Annotated in this window: 13 protein-coding genes; 10 read left to right on the forward strand and 3 right to left on the reverse strand. The window is 67.2% G+C overall.

The genetic code is table 11. The features are described 5' to 3' along the window. Positions 1-13: 13 nt before the first annotated feature. Together KVS69_RS12170 and KVS69_RS12175 are read right to left on the reverse strand one after the other, a co-directional pair. Entirely contained in the window at positions 14-1120 is a 1107-nt protein-coding gene (locus KVS69_RS12170) for a dipeptide epimerase (protein WP_217538225.1), read from the reverse strand. Continuing rightward, entirely contained in the window at positions 1120-2562 is a 1443-nt protein-coding gene (locus KVS69_RS12175; RefSeq protein WP_217538226.1) for an SH3 domain-containing protein, read from the reverse strand. Before KVS69_RS12175 ends, KVS69_RS12170 begins: the two co-directional genes overlap by 1 nt. A 201-nt stretch (positions 2563-2763) precedes the next feature. Here KVS69_RS12175 and KVS69_RS12180 point away from each other — a divergent pair, with 201 nt between their 5' ends. The 9 genes from KVS69_RS12180 to KVS69_RS12220 all read left to right on the forward strand — a co-directional run bounded on the left by KVS69_RS12180 (position 2764) and on the right by KVS69_RS12220 (position 13709). After that, on the forward strand, positions 2764-4179 hold the full coding sequence (locus tag KVS69_RS12180; RefSeq protein ID WP_217538239.1) for a transglutaminase domain-containing protein: 1416 nt from the start codon (positions 2764-2766) through the stop codon (positions 4177-4179). A gap of 61 nt (positions 4180-4240) precedes the next feature. Beyond that, positions 4241-7267 (forward strand): TonB-dependent receptor, encoded by a 3027-nt coding sequence (locus tag KVS69_RS12185; protein WP_068848797.1) that lies wholly within the window; start codon positions 4241-4243, stop codon positions 7265-7267. 48 nt (positions 7268-7315) lie between these two features. Then, entirely contained in the window at positions 7316-8941 is a 1626-nt protein-coding gene (locus KVS69_RS12190; RefSeq protein WP_217538227.1) for a serine hydrolase domain-containing protein, read from the forward strand. After that, complete coding sequence (locus KVS69_RS12195; protein ID WP_217538228.1) at positions 8895-9626, forward strand: M15 family metallopeptidase; 732 nt, start codon at positions 8895-8897, stop codon at positions 9624-9626. The genes KVS69_RS12190 and KVS69_RS12195 overlap by 47 nt, the downstream gene beginning before the upstream one ends. A 59-nt stretch (positions 9627-9685) precedes the next feature. Beyond that, a complete protein-coding gene (locus KVS69_RS12200) occupies positions 9686-10063 on the forward strand; it encodes a hypothetical protein (RefSeq protein WP_068848803.1) in 378 nt (125 codons plus the stop codon). Between the two features lie 219 nt (positions 10064-10282). Then, a complete protein-coding gene (locus KVS69_RS12205; protein WP_095364451.1) occupies positions 10283-10699 on the forward strand; it encodes a calcium-binding protein in 417 nt (138 codons plus the stop codon). Positions 10700-10794: 95 nt separating this feature from the next. Beyond that, positions 10795-11544, forward strand: coding sequence for an HAD family hydrolase (locus KVS69_RS12210; RefSeq protein WP_217538229.1), 750 nt, complete (start codon positions 10795-10797; stop codon positions 11542-11544). A 4-nt stretch (positions 11545-11548) separates the two neighbouring features. Beyond that, positions 11549-12103, forward strand: coding sequence for a hypothetical protein (locus tag KVS69_RS12215; RefSeq protein ID WP_093532993.1), 555 nt, complete (start codon positions 11549-11551; stop codon positions 12101-12103). A gap of 241 nt (positions 12104-12344) precedes the next feature. Next, entirely contained in the window at positions 12345-13709 is a 1365-nt protein-coding gene (locus KVS69_RS12220) for a VOC family protein (protein ID WP_217538231.1), read from the forward strand. 218 nt (positions 13710-13927) lie between these two features. Here KVS69_RS12220 and KVS69_RS12225 read toward each other — a convergent pair whose 3' ends face one another. Continuing rightward, complete coding sequence (locus KVS69_RS12225; protein WP_068848813.1) at positions 13928-15442, reverse strand: acetyl-CoA hydrolase/transferase family protein; 1515 nt, start codon at positions 15440-15442, stop codon at positions 13928-13930. Between the two features lie 533 nt (positions 15443-15975). On the opposite strand from KVS69_RS12225, the gene glnE reads away from it, so the two are divergent. Beyond that, entirely contained in the window at positions 15976-18810 is a 2835-nt protein-coding gene (glnE, locus tag KVS69_RS12230; protein ID WP_217538241.1) for a bifunctional [glutamate--ammonia ligase]-adenylyl-L-tyrosine phosphorylase/[glutamate--ammonia-ligase] adenylyltransferase, read from the forward strand. Positions 18811-19073 lie beyond the last annotated feature (263 nt).

A 19073-nucleotide genomic window follows, 5' to 3' on the forward strand; every position in this document is an offset into this window, starting at 1 on the left:
GGGACGGGGGACGTTACCAGCGCGGCGGCTTGATCATCTCCAACCCGCGCACCTCGGTGATGCCCAGGCCGGGCGCATCGCTGATGGTGATCTCCGACTCGTTGAAATGTACCCCGCCGGTGACCGGATTGAACTGCCCCAGCGACGGGCCGTCCAGGTCCACCTTGGTGATGATCTCGCTTTTTGCCACCGCCAGGTGCACGGCCGCGGCCACGCTGATGCTCGATTCGATCATGCAGCCGATCATGCACGGCACCCCGTAGATGGCGGCGATGTCGGCAATCCGGATCGCGTTGGACAGCCCGCCGGTCTTCATCAGCTTGATGTTGATGATGTCGGCCGCGCGCTGCTGGATCAGGTCGAACACCTGGCCCGGGTTGAACACGCTCTCATCGGCCATCACCGGCGTGTTGACCCGGTCGGTCACGTACTTCAGCCCGCTGATGTCGGCTGCCTTCACCGGCTGCTCCAGCAGTTCCAGCACCACCCCGGCCTCTTCCAGCGTGCGCATGGCGTGCACCGCCTGCTTGGCGGTCCAGCCCTGGTTGGCATCCAGCCGCAGCAGGGCGCGGCCCTGCACGGCGGCGTGGATCGCCTTCACCCGCTCGATATCCAGCCCGATGTCCTTGCCGACCTTGATCTTCAGCGACTCGAAGCCACGGTCGATCGCCGACAGCGAATCGGCCACCATCTTGTCGATGTAATCCACGCTGATGGTGATGTCGGTGGTGATCACCGGGTCGCCACCGCCCAGCATCTGGTACAGCGGCGCCTTGTGCAGCTGCGCCCACAGGTCGTACATCGCGATTTCCACCGCCGCCTTGGCGCTGGTGTTGCGCTCCATCGACGACTGGATCAGCGCGCAGTTGCGGTTGAGTTCGGCCACGTCCTGGCCGACCAGGCGCGGCTTGATGAAGGTGTTGATCGCCTCGATGATCGAACCGTGGGTATCGCCGGTGATCACCGCCGTGGCCGGCGCTTCGCCATAGCCGGTGTGGCCGGTGTCGGTGCGCACCAGCACCACCACGTCTTCCACCGTATCCACGGTGCGCAGTGCGGTCTTGAACGGGGTTTTCAGCGGCACGCGCAGCATGCCAAGTTCAATGTCGGTGATTTTCATCAAGGAGTCTGGGGCCGGATGCGCTGGATGTTGGTGATGCGGTCGATGTAGCTCACGGTGTCGCTGGCCATCATCGGCTGCAGCGGAGTCACCGAAACGCCGTTGAGGTGGGCCTGCACGCGATTGCCGTCGTGGCCGAACCAGCTGCCGCCGGCGGTGTCGTGGATCATCCACGTCTGCCCGTCGAGCTGGCCGATGGTGACCATGACGTGGCCGGGAATGTAGACCAGGTCGCCCACCTGCAGCTGCTGCACGGCCGCGTTGCGCCTGGCCTTGCCGTCCTTGTCGCTGAAGGCGATGCGGTCCAGCGCCGGGCTGACTGCCTGCGCGCTGGTATTGCGCGGCACCAGCACGCCGAAGCTGCGGTAGATCTCGGACACGAAGCCGCTGCAATCACGCGTGTCGTACGAATGGCCCCAGCCGTAGCGCTCGCCCAGGAACTTGAACGCCTGGGTGAGCACGTTGCGCGGGGTCAACGGCAGGTAATCGCTGGCGGTGTCCTGCGAACGCGGCAGCAGCGCCGGCACCAGCGCCAGCGTGCCATCGGCATTGCGCACCGGCAGCTGCACCACGTGCGCGGCGTGCGCCTGCTGGCCGTTCACGGTCTGGTTGAGCGGCCAATCGGCCAGCACCGGCACGCGCACGCCCATCTCCAGCTGCAGCCGCGATACCCGCGGCTCTTCCGGGGTGAACGCCGTGAAGGCGGTGGCGCCGGTCACCACCCGGTAAGGACCGTGCTGGCCGTAGCCGAACACGGTGTCCGCGCTGCCAATGCCAACGAAGCGCTTTTCAATCCACGCCGAATAGCGCTCGCTGGTGACGAACAGCCACTGGCCGTCGGCGCTTTCATGCAGCACCGCCACCGCGTCGCCGGGGAACAGCGCCGATTCCTGGAAGCGGTCGATATCGGTGTCGCCCTGCGCGGTGAACACCCGCAGCGCGGTCGGGAACGCACGCAGCGCCGCGCGGTGGGTCACCAGCCCGTACTGCAGCGGGCGCTCGGCGGGAATGGCCGCCAGGGCCAGGTTCGCCTCGATGGCGGTACGTGCAGTGGCGGGAATCGGCTGCTCGTCTTCGCCGAACAACGGCTTCGTCGGCCAGCGCGACAGCGCCTGGATGTCGGCCAGCACCCGCGCACGCGTCAGCTGGGCCGGGAGCGCGCGCAGGTCATGGATGGAGTCGTCTTCAGCGCGCATCCGCGTGTTCTGCGCGGCAATGCCGGCGCGATCCAGGATCACCCGGTCGGCATCGGGCAACCGGGCCGCCCAGAACGCCGGGTCGAGGTAGGCCTCGCGCAATCCGGTCACACCGCCGAATGCCGCCGGCGGCGCAAAGGGCGCGTCGGCCCAGGTCGCGCCGGCGGGCAGCAGCGCCAGTGCCACCAGCAGGGCGCGCGCCGGCCACGCAGGCCGCACGGGGCGGCGGGGGGAAGCCTGGATCATGGAGCGGTCACCCTCCTCGAAAGCGTCAGGAATATTTATTCCTTTTTCCAGCGAAAGCAAGAATAAATTATTGACCACCTGTCAGGCCCGTGTTACACAGCGATTACCACCTGCACCTTGGGAAGTGTCGCCGTGGATCTGCCCGTACGCAAACCGCGTTCACCTGCCTCGACCTTCGCCCGGCGCGCCGCAGCGGCGTGCCTGCTGCTGGGCATTGCCTCGGCCGGGGCACAGGGGCCGGCGCTGGATGCGGTGGTGGCGCAGATCGACCACGGCGACTTTGCCGCTGCCGATGCCCGCATCGCTGCGGCCATCAACGACCCCGCGCTCAGCGCAGACGCACGTGCCGCCTATGCGTTCCAGCGCGAGCGGATGCGCCGCATGCGGCTGGACTTCACCCTGGACGAGGCCGCCGCCAAGGCCCTGGTGCGCAAGCAGATCCCCGACCTGCGCGATGACGAATTCGCGCGCTGGGACGCCGCCGGGCTGATTGAACACCTGGATATCGACGGTGAACGCCGCTACTTCAAGCGCGCGCCGGCCAACCTGTTCCGGGTCAGCGCCGAAGCCAAGGCACGCCGCGCAGCCAACGTCCCGCTGCCGGTGGATGGCCCGTACGAGAACCTCGCCCCGCACCATGAAGAAGTGATCGCGGCGGCCAAGGCCAGCGGCACCCGCAGCGTGGTGCCGCGCCGTGTGGAAGTCACCCAGTCGATCACGGTCAAACCCGATGCCGTGCCCGCCGGCGAACTGCTGCAGGCATGGATTCCTTACCCGCGCGCCATTCCTGGCCAGCAGGAAGACATCAGCTGGATCGGCCCCGAAAGTGGCGCAGTGATCGCGCCCGAAGCAGCCCAGCAGCGCACCGTCCATCTGCAGCAGAAAGCAGTGGCCGGCAAGCCGACCCACTTCGAGATCCGCTATGCCGTCACCGTCTACGCCCGCCACATCGAGATCGATCCGGCCAAGGTGCTGCCCACGCCGGCCGATGCGGCGTTGCAACCCTATCTGGCCGAACAGCCACCGCACGTGGTGTTCACCCCGGCGTTGCGTGCGTTCTCGCAGCGCGTGGTCGGCAATGAAACCAACCCGTACCGCATCGCCCAGAAGCTGTTCGACGCGGTGGACCAGATCCCGTGGGCCGGCGCGCGCGAATACTCCACCATTTCCAACATCAGCGATTACGCCCTGCACGCCGGCCATGCCGACTGCGGCCAGCAGACGCTGCTGCTGATCGCGTTGCTGCGCCTCAACGGCATTCCCGCGCGCTGGCAGTCCGGCATGGTCTATTCGGACGACGCGGTGGGCTACAACAACCTGCACGACTGGGGCGCGCTGTACCTGGCCCCGTATGGCTGGGTGCCGATGGATGTCACCACCGGCCGCCTGCAAAGCGCCGACCCGGCGCTGCGCGACTTCTACTTCGGCGGGCTCGATGCCTACCGCATCGCCTTCAACGACGATTTCCAGCAGCCGTTCCAGCCGGCCAAGCAGCACCCGCGCTCGGACACCGTGGATTCGCAGCGCGGCGAGGTCGAATGGTCCGGCGGCAACCTGTACTTCGATCAATGGAATTACGACTTCCAGTCGCACGTGGTGCCTGCCACACCGCGGTAGCACCCCACCGTTGGTGGGGTGATCAACATTAATTTTTCACCCTTGAAGGAGAGAGCAGGGAATGAAAGCGAACGGTTTGAAGCGGGCGGCGCTATGCGTCGCATTGGGTGCGTGTTTCGGCAGCGTGCTGCCAACGGTTGCATACGCTCAGGCAGTCAGCGGTGCGGTGGCCGGCCGGGCCAGCGCCGGTGACCAGGTCACCGTGGTCAGCAACAGCACCGGCCTGACCCGCACCGTCACCGCCAGCGCCGATGGCAGCTATCGCCTCGGCCAGCTGCCGGTGGGCGATTACCAGCTGCAGCTCAGCCGCGACGGCCAGAAGCTCGGCGACCCGGTGGCGGTCAGCGTGGCCATTGGCGGCACCACCACGGTGAACCTGGCCAGTGGTGGCGGCGTGGTCAACCTCGATGCCCTGCAGGTGGTCGGCACGCGCGTGGTCAACCGCGTGGACGTATCCACCACCGAAACCTCCTTCAACGTCAACCGCCAGGAACTGCAGCGCCTGCCCGTGGCGCAGGACCTCAGCGCGGTGGCGCTGCTGGCGCCGGGCGTGGTCGGCGGCAACTCCACGTTTGGCGGCCTGTCCTTCGCCGGTTCGTCGGTGGCCGAAAACGCGGTGTTCATCAACGGCCTCAACGTCACCGACATGTACACCCGGCGCGGTTTCTCCAGCGCACCGTTCGCCTTCTTCAGCGAGTTCCAGGTCAAGACCGGCGGCTACTCGGTGGAGTTCGGCCGTTCCACCGGCGGCGTGATCAACGCGGTGACCCGTTCGGGCAGCAACGAACTGCAGGGCGGCGTGGAAGTCACCGCCGAACCCAGCGCGTGGCGCTCCAGCGGCCGTGACCATTTCCACCGCGACGGCACCGCGCATTCCTATGCCAGCCGTGACGACAGCTCGTTCTTCAAGACCAATGTCTGGGGCTCGGGCGCACTGGTGCAGGACAAGCTGTTCCTGTTTGCCATGTACGAAGACCGCAACGACCATGGCCACAATACCTCCAACGACGCGCTCACCTGGTTCAAGAACGAAGCCAACAACGGCTTCTGGGGCGCCAAGCTCGACTGGAACATCACCGACAACCACAGCCTGGCCCTGTTGGCGTTCTCCGACGAAGGCGATGTCACCAACGGCTCCTACAACTATGACTGGGACGAGAACCAGATCGGCGGATGGGGCGGCGATTCGGTGACCGAAAGCGGCGGCCGCAACTACTCGGCCACCTACACCGGCCACTTCGGCGAGAACTTCACCGCCCGCGCCATGGTCGGCCAGAACAACCAGCGTGCGTTCACCAGCTCCTCGCTGGATGAAGCCTGCAGCCCGGTGTTCACCGATCCCAGCTATGCCTCGCGCCTGGGCCAGCTCAACGGCCTGCGCCCCGGCTGCCACCCGACCGGCGCTGCCGTGGCCGAGCGCGACGACACCCGCGACGTGGCCCGCCTGGACTTCGAATGGCAGCTCGGCCGCCACCTGCTGCGCTTCGGCGTGGACCGCGAGCTGATGACCACCGAGCAGTCCACCCGCTACCCGGGCCCGACCCAGCTCAGCTACACCGCCTACGTAGCCCGCCCCGGCGATGAAGTGTGGGATGGCGCCAACGCCTTCGTGCCGCCGGGTGTCACCGAGATGCTGCGCGGGCGCAACCGCGTGTCCGGCGGTACCTTCGAAACCGAAGCCAACGCCTTCTACCTGGAAGACATCTGGAACGTCACCAACAACCTCATGCTCAACCTGGGCGTGCGCTGGGACCGCTTCGAGAACCGCACCGCCGATGGCAATGCCTTCATCAAGATGGATGACCTCATCGCACCGCGCGTGGGCTTCTCCTGGGACGTGAAGGGTGATGCCACCACCAAGCTGTTCGGCAACGCTGGCCGTTACTACCTGCCGGTGACCAACAACATCAACGTCAACTTCGCCGGCGGCCTCACCGACGAGTACTCCTACTTCGTGTTGAATGGCTGGCAGCAGCAGGCCAACCCGGTCACCGGTGCGCCCTACATGGCACCGATCATCGGCCAGCAGATCGGCCCGGTGGATACCCGCATGAACACCGGCGCGGCCGACCTGCGCCAGAGCGTGGACCGCGACCTCAAGGCCGTGTACCAGGACGAATACATCCTCGGCTTCCAGAGCATGATCAACCAGGCCTGGTCGTGGGGCGTCAACGCCACCTACCGCACCATGGACCGCGCGCTGGACGACATGCGCCTGAACTACACCCCGTGCGGCCCGACCGGCACCACCCTGTGGCCGATCGCCAACCCGGGCGAAAGCCTGACCATCTGGGGCGACTCCAGCATCGGCTGTACCACCGAAGGCTGGATCACCATCGATACCGCCAACAGTGGCTACCGCAAGGGCGGCAGCGGTGAGGTGGTGGGCTACTCCAAGCCCAAGCGCACCTACAAGGCGCTGGAATTCCAGATCGACCGCGCATGGGACGAGAAGTGGCTGTTCAACGCCTCCTACCTGTGGTCGCGCAGCGACGGCAACTTCGAAGGCCCGGTCAACTCCGATACCGGCTACGGCGACACCGGCATGGTCCAGCACTGGGACCACCCGTCCAACAACGAACGCTATGGCGTGCTGTTCAACGACTTCCGCCACCAGTTCAAGCTTCGCGCTGCGTATGCGCTCAATGAACAGTGGTCGTTCGGCACTACGCTGCAGGTGCAGTCCGGTGGCCCGGTCACCGCCTTTGGCGTGATGTGGCCCAACGACACGGTCGCTGGCGGCAGCACCTCCAACGAAAGCGGTGGCGGCGGCACCGGCTGGCTGTGCGTGGCCAACTGCTCCGGCCCGTACGACCAGCGCCAGTTCGAATACACCCCGCGCGGTGCCTATGGTCGCCTGCCGTGGACCTGGACCATGGGCGCCAATGTCACCTGGCGCCTGCCGGTGGAAGGCATCGACCTGAGCGCCCGGCTGTCGGTGTTCAACCTGTTCAACAACCAGACCGTCATCAACGTCCACCAGCGTTATGAAGCCCAGCCGGGCCAGTACCGCGAGAACACCTTCAACACCGGCACGCGCTGGCAGGCCCCGCGCTACACCCAGCTGATGGTGACCTGGAACTTCTGATCGACAGCGCGGGGGACGGCAGGACCGTCCCCCGCCGATACGGCAACCATGCACACGCCTCTGTTCCGATCCACAACGCTGCTGCTGTCCCTCGCCCTGGCGGCCGCATTGCCTGCGTCAGCGGCCGGCCCGTCCCCGTTCACCGCGATGCTCGACAGCACCGTCGAACACCACCACCTGCCCGGCATCGCCATGGCGGTGGTCGACAACGGCCAGGTGGTATTCACCGGCACCCGTGGCGAACGCCGCGCCGGCAGCGGCGAGCCGATCGACGCCGACACCCTGTTCAAGATCGCCTCCAACAGCAAGGCGATGACCGCCGCGGTCCTGGCGCGGCTGGTCGACCGTGGCCTGCTCGCCTGGGACGACCCGGTGACGAAGTTCCTGCCGCAGTTCCGCATGCACGACCCGTGGGTCACCCAACACATGCAGGTCCGCGACCTGCTCATCCACAACAGCGGGCTCGGCCTGGGCGCGGGCGACCTGATGCTGTGGCCCGAACCCAATGCGTTCACCCGCACCGACATCATCGCCGGCCTGGAGCATCTCAAGCCGGTCACCAGCTTCCGCAGCGGCTACGCCTACGACAACCTGATGTACGTGGTGGCTGGTGAAGTAGCCGCCGCCGCCGGTGGCAAACCCTATGACCAGCTGCTGCGCGAGGAAGTGTTCATCCCGCTCGGCATGACCCGCTGCCAGGCGGGCACGTGGTCGGTGGCGAAGGTGGGCAACGTGGCGCAACCGCATGCCCGGCGCGGGAGTGGCAACGTGGTCGTCAACGCCGATTCCGACGTCGCCCCGGACCTGACCTCGATGGCCGCCGGCGGCATCCGCTGCAGCCTGCGCGACATGACCCGCTGGATGCAGGTGCTGCTGGATCCCACGCGGGTGCCTGGTTGGCTCAGTGAACCCCAGCGCCGCGCGCTGTGGACCGCGCACATGCCCATGCCGCTCGGCGAACGCCAGCGCCGCTGGGACAACGCGCACTTCTCTGCCTATGGCTACGGCTGGCGCCTGTCGGACATGGACGGGCAGTGGAAGGTCGCCCACACCGGCACGCTGTCGGGCATGTATTCCTCGCTCGCGCTGCTGCCGGACCGCAGGGTGGGCGTGGTGATCCTGATCAACGGCGAAGGCGAGGATGCACGCACCGTGCTCATGCAGGCCGCGCTGAAGCACCACACCGCCCCGGCGCAGAAGCAGACCGTAGCCAGCTACGCCGCGCAGTTGCAGGCCGAAACAGCCAGCCGCCATGCGGCGGGCCATGTGCGCCCCGATACGAGCGCGCGCAAACCCGTAGAGCCACGCCATGCGTGGCTGAGCAGCGCCGACCATCCCGCAGCCACGCAGGGCGTGGCTCTACGCGGTGGCGACCATCCCGCAGCCGTGCAAGGCCTCTATCGCGACCCTTGGCTGGGCCAGGCGCGCCTGTGCCCTGAAAACAACACCCTGCGCTTCAGCGTGGACAAATCGCCCACACTGCGCGGAACCGTGATGCAGCTCGATTCCCGCTGGCTGGTGCAGTGGGATACCCTCGGGGCGGATGCAGAACCCTGGCTGCGGGTGGTGCCGGGTACCCCGCCCACGCTCCGCCTGAGCGCGATCGATCCGGACATCGACTTCAGCTATGACTACCAGGACCTGCACTTCACCCGCATCGGCGATTGCCCTTAGCCTGCTGCTCGCCCTGGCCGCGCCTGCGGTGGTGTCGGCCCAGCCGGTGCACATCGCGCTGGTGCGCACCGCCGAGCAGGCCGGCCTGGTCGACATCACCACGCTGGCGCCGGATATCAAACTCGACATGCGCTACGCCGGCGCCAACAACTTCACCGGCCGCCCGGTGCCGGGCTACGAAGCGCCCAAATGCTTCCTGCTGCGACCGGCCGCCAAGGCGCTGGCCGAGGTGGAAGCCGACCTGCGCGCCAACGGCTACGGCCTGCAGCTGTTCGACTGCTACCGCCCGGCGCAGTCGGTGCGGGCGTTCGTGGACTGGGCCAACGACCCGCTGGAGCAGTCGCGCAAGGCGCAGCAGTACCCCAGCCTCGACAAACCCGCGCTGCTGGGCGGCTATATCGCCGAAACCTCCGGCCACAGCCGCGGCGCCACCGTCGACCTGGGCCTGCTCGACTGCCGCAGCGACCCCTGCCGCGTGGTCGACATGGGCACCGATTTCGACTTCTTCGGCCCGCGCGCGCATACCAACGCGCCCGACATCACCCCCACCCAGTACCGCAACCGCCAGACCCTGCTGCAGGCCATGCAGCGCCATGGCTTTGCCAATTATCCGCAGGAATGGTGGCACTTCACCCTCACCCCCGAACCCAGCCCGACCACCGCCTTCGACGTGCCGGTGCGCTGAGCCCCTGCGTCCGGTCGGCGCGCCGCTACAATGCGCGCTCCCCCAACGCCCGGACCACGATGAACCTGCCGCTGCACTTTGGATTGCTGGGCACGCTGGAAGCCGGGCTCATCGCCCTGCTGGTCGGCCTGCTGGTCTACGCACTGTGGCACCGGGTGTGCCGCTGGGCGGGGTGGTCCGACGGGCACGCCATTGGCTGGGCCTGCGTGATGTCCGTGGTCGCATCCGCCGGCATCGATGCCTGGAACCTGTTCTACATGGGCATGATGCGGCTGGAGTCGCCGCTGTATGCACGCCTGTTCCTGGCCACCATCCACGATCCGAACGAACTGGGCTCGCGCGTGGTGATTGAAGTGGCCGGTGCGCTGGGCGGTGTTGCACTGGGCTGGCTGATATTCAGTTCCCGCTCAGGCGAAAAAAACGCCAGCAACCCCTGAGTTTTCGTTCGCAACCGGTTAAATCCGGGCCCATTGAATGATCGTCTTACCAACCGCTCACCTGCGCGTAACCGCAGGGGTAAGGGAGCGCTGCGCGCGTGTGGTTAAGACCGCGTGCGCAGGCCGGTTGCAGGGCAAGGTCGATTCACAAACGGGGTGTCAATGTGGGGCCGTGCGGAAAACAACGAGCCGCGCAACATCCCACAAGGAGACCACCCAATGACTATTCGCAACCGCAAGCCCCTGATCGCCCTGATCGTCGCCGCCGGCAGTGTTCTGGCCATTCCGGCGATGGCACAGACCGCACAGCAGAGTGCCGCGCAGGCCCAGACCCAGGCCGCGCAGGCCCAGCAGTCGGCGGCACAGGCAGACCAGGCGGCAGATGCGGCCACCGGCGCGGCCGCCCAGGCCTCGGCGCAGGCCGGCGGCGGTGGCGGCCAGACCTGGGCCAGCGTCGATACCGACGGTGACGGCGCCATCAGCAAGACCGAGGCCCAGGTGAACGCAGGCCTTGCCCAGGTGTTCGACCAGGCCGACACCAACAAAGACGGCAAGCTCACCCCGGACGAGTACAAAGCCTACGTCGCCGCCCAGCAGGGCGCCGCAGCCGGCGGCAACGCCGCCCCGGGCCGGTAACCACGCAACTGCCTGAAACCGCTGGACAACGGTGAATGGCCTGGAAGGGCGGCTTGGGCCGCCCTTCCTTCTTTTCCGCTTGGTATCCTTGCCCGATGATGACCTCCATGCCCGCGCCCACCGGCGCCATCGGTCTGGTCGGTTTTGACGGTGACGACACGCTGTGGAAGAGCGAGGACTATTACCGCAAGGCCGAGCAGGATTACCTCGACATCCTGTCGCGCTACATCGACGTGCACGACACCGCCACCGCGCGCCACCTGCTCGAAGTGCAGCAGCGCAACCTCGGCGTGTTCGGCTACGGCGTCAAGGGCATGACTCTGTCGATGCTGGAAGCGGCCATCGAGATCACTGAAAAGACCATTGCCGCACGCGACCTGCAGCTGATCCTCGACATCGGCCATGACACCCTGCGCCACCCGGTGGAGCTGATTGATGGCGTGCGCGAGTCCGTCGCCGAAATCGCCCGCGAGTATCCAGTGGTGCTGATCACCAAGGGCGACCTGTTCCACCAGGAAGCCAAGATCAAGGTGGCCAACCTGCGCGACCTGTTCCCGCGCATCGAAATCGTGTCCGAGAAGGATCCGGAAACCTACGCGCGCGTGCTCGAAGAGTTCGACCTGCCGATGGAGCGTTTCGTCATGGTCGGCAATTCGCTGCGCTCGGATATCGAACCGGTGGTCACCCTGGGCGGTTGGGGCATCCATACCCCGTATGCAGTGACCTGGGCGCATGAAACCCAGCATGGCGTGTCCGCCGATGAGCCGCGCATGGTCGAAGCGGCCACCGCGTTCGACTGGCCGCAGGCCCTGCGCGCCATTGAAGCCAAGGCGGCGGGCGGCTGAGCCGGTGAAGCGCCTGCGCCTGCTGCTGGTTGCCCTGCTGCTGTGGCTGCCGTTGCTGGCGGCCGCGCAGCAGACCCCGGAAAAGTCCCAGGCTTACCAGGTCCACACCGGTGACGCCTGGGTTGATGACCAGCTGCAGGACATCAACCACTACGCCGAGCGCTACCCGGAGAGCTTCCTCGACGAGGTCGCGCGCTACGCCAGTGTCCCGCGCGATTACATCGCCGCGCTGTTCTACACCCATGGCTGGCAGGCCGGCGACATCTACTTCGCCTGCTTCTGGGCCAAGGCCACCGAGCGCTCCTGCCGGGACGCCGTGCAGGCCTGGTCGCGCTTCGTGCCCGACGAAGGCGATGACAAGCGCTGGGCCGACGTGGTGACCAGGATGCCGGTCACCCCCAGCAACACGCATTGGCGCACCCTGCGCCACGCCATCGTGGCCAGCCACGACCACTGGGACCGCCCGGTCACCCTCGACGCCACCCTCAAGCGCCAGCTCGGCGACCGCGCCCAGCGCGACAAAGCCGCTGCTGACGCCGAAACCAAACGCGCCCGCTGACCCTCCAGGTCCCATCTGCGCCGGACTACATGAACTTCGGCGGGGACGGCTCCTGCTCCGCTCGTTGGTCATGCGTTACCGGGTGTTGACCCGTTATCGGCGGTCGTTTGGGAACCAACCCTACCCATCCATGCATCGCGTGGGGCACTCCCCCCAATGCTGCTGTGCACCTCGCCCGGTACGGCCCACCTCGGCGACAATGGGTACCTGCTGTTCCCCGTGATCCGTTGCCGAGTACGTAATGAGCGCCGACCGTTTCGTTTCACCCGACGATATCCGCAGCCTGTTCGCCCAGGCCATGTCCACCATGTACCGCACCGAAGTGCCGCTGTACGGCACCCTGGTCGACCTGGTGGCCGAGATCAACGATGCCGTGCTCACCGACAACCCGGCACTGGCCGAGCAGCTCGAGCGCAATGACGAACGCGGCCGCCTGGCGCAGGAGCGCCACGGCGCCATCCGCGTCGGCACCGCCGAGGAGCTGGCCACCCTGGGCCGTCTGTTCGCCGTCATGGGCATGTACCCCATCGGCTACTACGACCTCTCCGTGGCCGGCGTGCCGGTGCATTCCACCGCCTTCCGCCCGCGCACCGCTGCCGCGCTGGCCGCCAACCCGTTCCGCGTGTTCACCTCGCTGCTGCGCCTGGAACTGATCGAAGACGAAGCCCTGCGCGAGGAATCCGCGCGCATCCTCGCGCGCCGCCGCATCTTCACCGATGAAGCGCTGGCGCTGATTGAGCAGGCCGAACGCGAATGCGGGCTGGAGCAGAACGATGCCCGCCGTTTCGTGCTGGCCGCACTGGAAACCTTCCGCTGGCACAGCGATGCCACCGTCTCGCTGGCCACCTACGAGGCATTGAGCAACGCCCACCGCCTGGTGGCCGACGTGGTCAGCTTCCGTGGCCCGCACATCAACCACCTCACCCCGCGCACGCTGGACATCGACGCCGCGCAGGCGGGCATGCTCGCCCGTGGCATCGATGCCAAGGCCGTGGTCGAAGGCCCGCCGCCGCGCCGCTGCCCGATCCTGCTGCGCCAGACCAGCTTCAAGGCGCTGGAGGAAACGGTGAACTTCCCCGATGGCGAAGGCGCCGATGCCGGCACCCACACCGCGCGCTTCGGCGAAATCGAACAGCGTGGCCTGGCCCTCACGCCCAAGGGCCGCGCGCTGTACGACCAGCTGCTGGCCCAGGCCCGCGATGCCGGCGGCGCCGGCAGCACCGGGCAGGATTACCCCACGCGCCTGGCCGCAGCGTTCACCGCCTTCCCGGACGACCACGACACCCTGCGCCGCGAAGGGCTGGGCTACTACCGCTACGCCCTCACGGACGCCGGCCGCGCCAACCCGGCCGCCGTGGGCGACCTGCCGGCCGAAGCGCTGGTAGCGGCAGGGCTGGCCAGTGCCGACCCGATCGTCTACGAAGATTTCCTGCCGGTCAGTGCCGCGGGCATCTTCCAGTCCAACCTCGGCGGCGAAGAACAGCGCGCCTATGCCGCCCATGCCAACCGCGATGCGTTCGAGCAGGCATTGGGCATGAAGGTAGAGGACGAGTTCGTGATTTACGAGCGCCTGCAGCAGGAATCGCTCGATAGTCTCCGAATCTAAATGGCAATGGGATGCGCCGGTAGGGTCGCATCCCAATCGACCGCCGTGGAATTTTCCGCGTTCGGTTGTGGCATGACCTCCGGCGGGGACGGCGTTTGTTTTTGCCCGGGGTCATGCGTTACCGGACGTTGCACCGTTATCGGCGGTCGTTCGGGAACCGACCCTACCATCGCGAACAAAAAACGCCGGGAAATCCCGGCGTTTTTCGTTGCATCATCTCAGGCCTTCATCGTCCCAGTATCCAACCACCGCTGGTGCCACGACAACGCTTCCGGCAACAGGTGCGGAGTGTGCTTGCCGTAACTGTCGCGGCTGGCCCGCTCGAAATAATCATTGAGCTGGTCGCGGAAATCCGGATGCGCGCAATTATCGATCACCACCCGCGCACGCTTGCGCGGCGGCAACCCACGCAGATCCGCCAACCCCTGCTCGGTCACGATCACCGAGACATCGTGCTCGGTGTGGTCCACATGGCTCACCATCGGCACGATCGCCGAAATGGTGCCGTTCTTGGCCGTCGACGGGCTCAGGAACGCCGACAGGAACCCGTTGCGCGCGAAATCACCCGAACCGCCAATGCCGTTCATGATCCGCGTGCCCATCACATGCGTGGAATTGACGTTGCCGTACAGATCCACCTCGATCATTCCGTTCATGCCGATGCAGCCCAGGCGGCGCACCAGCTCCGGATGGTTCGAAATCTCCTGCGTGCGCATGATGATGCGCTCGCGGTAGAAATCGATGTTCTCCTTGAACGTTTCATTGGCCTGCGGGCTCAGCGCGAACCCGGTGCACGAGGCATAGCTCAGCACCCCGTCGCGCAGCAGGTCCAGCATGCCGTCCTGGATCACCTCGGTGAACGCGCTGAGGTCGCGGAAGCCGCTTTTGCCCAACCCTGCCAGCACTGCATTGGGAATATTGCCCACGCCGCTCTGCAGCGGCAGCAGGTTGGCCGGCAGGCGGCCGCGCGCCACTTCGTGCTGCAGGAACTCGATCAGGTACGCCGCAATCTGCTCGCTGGTGGCATCGATCGGGCTGAACGGGCTGTTGCGGTCGGGGCCGTTGGTGCGCACCACCGCCACGATCTTGTCCGGGTCGCAGCGCAGCGCCGTTTCACCGATGCGGTCGTTGCCGTGGATCAGCGGAATCGGCTTGCGGTGGGGCGGCAGCGCCGTGCCGTAGTAGATGTCGTGCATGCCGTCCACGCCGGCCGGCTGCCATTCGTTGACCTCGACGATCACCTTCCTGGCCAGGTCCAGCCAGGTCTTGTTGTTGCCCACCGAGGTGGAGGGCACCAGCGAACCGTCTTCGCGGATCGCGGAAACCTCGATCACCGCCGTATCGATCTCGCCATAGAACCCGAACCACACATGCTGGGCCACGTGGCTGAGGTGGATGTCGATGTAGTCCAGCAGGCCGGCGTTGATGCGGTTGCGCGCGTCCGGGTCGCTCTGGAACGGCATGCGCATGGCGATGCCGTCCGCCTTGGCCAGCGCGCCGTCCAGTTCCGGCGCGGTGGAGGCGCCGGTCATCAGGCTGATCTGGAAGGGCAGGTTGTCGGCGTGGAAGGCCTCGATGCGCTGGGCCAGCGCCACCGGCACCGCCTTGGGATAGCCCGAGCCGGTGAAACCACTCATGGCCACCGTTTCGCCCGGCTGGATCAGCGCGGCGGCGGCTTCGGCAGATACAACGCGAGCGCGCAGGCGCGCGTCGGCAATGCGATCAACGGACATGACGACTACGTTTTGTGGGGGATATTCATTATCCGCCATCGCACCACCGTCCCGGGTGCGACCAAGGTGGAATGGCGTTCTCCCGGTATATGAGGTCCTATTCAGTTAAATGAGGGCATCTGTACCCGCCAGTATTGTTTTGCAGTGCAGCGTGCAACTTGTTCGCGGAGCCTAGAAGATCGCCCTGCATCCCGACGTGGGGGAGGGAGCAGAGCCCGCTGGCAGTTCGCTGCAAGCGGGCTTTTTTATGCCCAAAATTTGGCAGGTGCCCTATTCATTCACGGGGACACCACGGTGTGGCCGCCTTGCGGTAGGGTCGCATCCCAATCGGCTGCCGTGGCACCGCCCGCGTTCGATGGGGCATGACCTCCGGCGGGGAAGGCGTTTACGTTGTCCAACGGTAATGCGTTACCGTGCGTGGACCCGTTATCGGCGGTCGTTTGGGAACCGACCCTACGCCCGCGCCGCATACACGGACCCCCACACGCACCGTGCATTCGGGTGCCGCGTGCGGCCCCATGCATAATCGCCTTATGCCGATTTCCGCCGATGCCGTTCCCGCCACCCTTGTCCCGCTCGTCGACCGCGCGCTTGCGCGTCTTGCGCTCAGCCTGAACGACTCAGGCAACTGGCCGCCGCCGGAACCGGTCCTCGCCAAGCTCCGCCTGCTCGCCATCACCAGCGACTTCGCCCTCGACACCCTGTGCCGGCAGCCCGCGCTTCTGTCGCAATTGACCCAAACCGACTGCCCGCCGCTGCCGCTCCCGGAACTGGATACCCAGCAGCCCGCCGACTGGCCGGCGCGCCTGCGCCGCTACCGCACCGCCTGCTCCACCCGCCTGATCTGGCGCGACCTCGAAGGCCTCGACGCCGTACCCGCCACCCTGGCCGGCGCCACCCGCCTGGCCGAGGAATGCCTGGCGCTGGCCCTGGCCGCGCTGGAACAGGAATTCGCCACCCGCCACGGCGTGGTCCGCGCCGCCGATGGCAGCACCCAGCAGCTGGTGGTGTTCGGCCTGGGTAAGCTGGGCGGCGACGAACTCAATTTCAGTTCCGACGTGGACCTGGTCTACGCCTACCCGCAGGGCGGTGAATCCGACGGCCCGCGCCCGCTCGCCGCCGAGGAATACTTCGCCCGGCTCGGCCAGCGCCTGGCGCGCCTGCTCGACGAAACCACCGTGGACGGCTTCAGCCACCGCGTCGACCTGCGCCTGCGCCCGTTCGGCAGCGCCGGCCGCGTGGCGCTGTCCTTCGCAGGCATGGACCAGTACTTCCAGCGCGAAGGCCGCGATTGGGAACGCTACGCCTGGCTCAAGGCGCGCGCCGTGGCGGGCGACATCGCCGCCGGTGAAGCGTGGCTGCAGACCCTGCGCCCGTTCGTCTACCGCCGCTACCTCGATTTCACCGCCCTCGATGGCCTGCGCGAAATGAAGGCGGCCATCACCGCCGAAGTCTCGCGCCGCGACATGTTCGACGACATCAAGCGCGGCCCCGGCGGCATCCGCGAAATCGAATTCCTGTCCCAGGCGCTGCAGCTCATCCGCGGCGGCCGCGAAGCCAGCCTGCGCGAGCGCCGCCTGCTGCATGCGCTGCCCGCCCTGGTCGCCTGCGGGCAGATGGCGCCGAAGGATGGCGCAGACCTGCTGCACGCCTACGGCTTCCTGCGCCGCCTGGAAAACCGCCTGCAGATGCTGCGCGATGCCCAGACCCACGCGCTGCCCACCGACCCCACCGACCGCCTGCGCATCGCCTGCGGCCTGGGCTACACCGACTGGGACGCGCTGCTGGCCGCACTGGATGTGCAGCGCGACCGGGTCAGCACCGAGTTCGCCGCGCTGCTCGCCCCGCGCGCCGGCCAGGCCGCCCCCGATGCGCTGGCCAATTACTGGCGCGGCCTGCCCGACAGCGGCGATGCCGAGGTGCTGGCCAACGCCGGCTTCCACGACCCCAGCGGCGCCGACCAGTCGCTGCGCGATTTCGCCCAATCACTCGGCGTGAAGTCGCTCAGCGACAACGCGCGCGCACGCCTCGACCGCGTGCTGCCCGCATTGCTGCACGCTGCCACACGCTCGCCGCAGCCCGACGCCGCGCTCAAGCGCGTGCTAGGCCTGCTGCAGGCCATCCTGCGCCGCACCAGCTACCTCGCACTGCTCGACGAACAGCCCAGCGCACTGGCCAGGCTGGTGGACGTGCTCGCCCGCAGCGCGCTGCTGGCCGAGCGCATCGCCGCCTACCCACTGCTGCTGGACGAACTGCTGGATGTACGCGTGTCCGGCCCGATGCCCGATGCCGCCGCCATGCAGGCCGAGTGCGATGCCGCGCTGGCCGTGGACGACCCCGAAGCCGCGCTGCGCCTGCTCAATGAGACCCGGCTTGCGCTGAGCTTCCGCATGGCCCTGGCCACGCTGGATGGCCGCCAGCGCGCCGTGGACAGCACCCGCCAGCTCGCCCAGCTCGCGCAGGCGGTGGTGGTCACCGCGTTGGCGATGGCCGATGCGGACATGCGCCGCGCGCACGGAGAAGTGCCGGGCGGCCGGTTCGCGATCATCGGCTACGGCAGCCTGGGCGGGTTGGAGCTGGGCTTCGGCTCGGACCTGGACCTGGTCTTCCTGCACGATCACCCGGCCAACCAGGACAGCAGCAACGGCGCCCGCCCGCTCGACCCGGGCCGCTGGTACGCACGCCTGGCGCAGAAGGTGATGGCGCTGCTGGGCGCGGTCACCGCTGCCGGCCGCCTGTACGACATCGACGTGCGCCTGCGCCCGGATGGCGGCAAGGGCTCGCTGGTGTCCTCGCTGGCCAGCTACACCGAGTACCAGCGCGAGCGTGCCTGGACCTGGGAACACCAGGCCTTGGTTCGCGCACGCGGCATTGCCGGTGACGCCAGCCTGCTGGCCGATTTCGAACGGATCCGTGCCACCACGCTGGCGCGCCCGCGCGAGCGCGAGGTGCTGTACGCGGACGTGGTGAAGATGCGCGGCCGCATGCGCACCGAACTGGACCGCAGCGATGCCGCGCGCTGGGATCTGAAGCAGGGCGCCGGTGGCATCGTGGACCTGGAGTTCCTGCTGCAGACCGGCGTGCTGGACAGCGCCGGCACGCACCCACAGGTGCTGGAGCCACGCGATACCCCCAGCCTGATCGACCAGCTGGCCGGTATTGCCTGGCTGCCCGGCGGCACGCGCGACGCGCTGCACGAAGCGCACGCCGCGCTGTTGGACGTAGGGTTGGCCTGCACGCTGGACAGAAGGCCGCGCCTGGCGGTCCTGACCCCCGCGTTGGAAGAAGCGCAACGCGTAATCACCGCCACCTGCGAAGCGGCAGAGCTACCCTTCGCCGATACCGGCGCAACGTCCGGTAGCGCATGAACCCGGGCAAAAACAAACGCCTTCCCCGCCAATGTTCATGCCACAACCGAACGCGGGCAACGTAACGGCGGTCGATAGGGATGCGACCCTACCGCCGAATCGCGGGCAATGCGGCATGGCCGGCAATCGGGATACATGCACTATCGCGGGCAATGTTGCATGGTCTGCAACCGTGATACATGCCCTGGTAATTGGATGGACTCGCCCCTCGCCGAGGCGTCTGGGCGCCATGGTGGCAACCTATAGCCACCAACAGCGAGGGA

The sequence above is a fragment of the Stenotrophomonas sp. GbtcB23 genome (genome assembly GCF_019091045.1).
Classification (GTDB): domain Bacteria; phylum Pseudomonadota; class Gammaproteobacteria; order Xanthomonadales; family Xanthomonadaceae; genus Stenotrophomonas; species Stenotrophomonas rhizophila_A.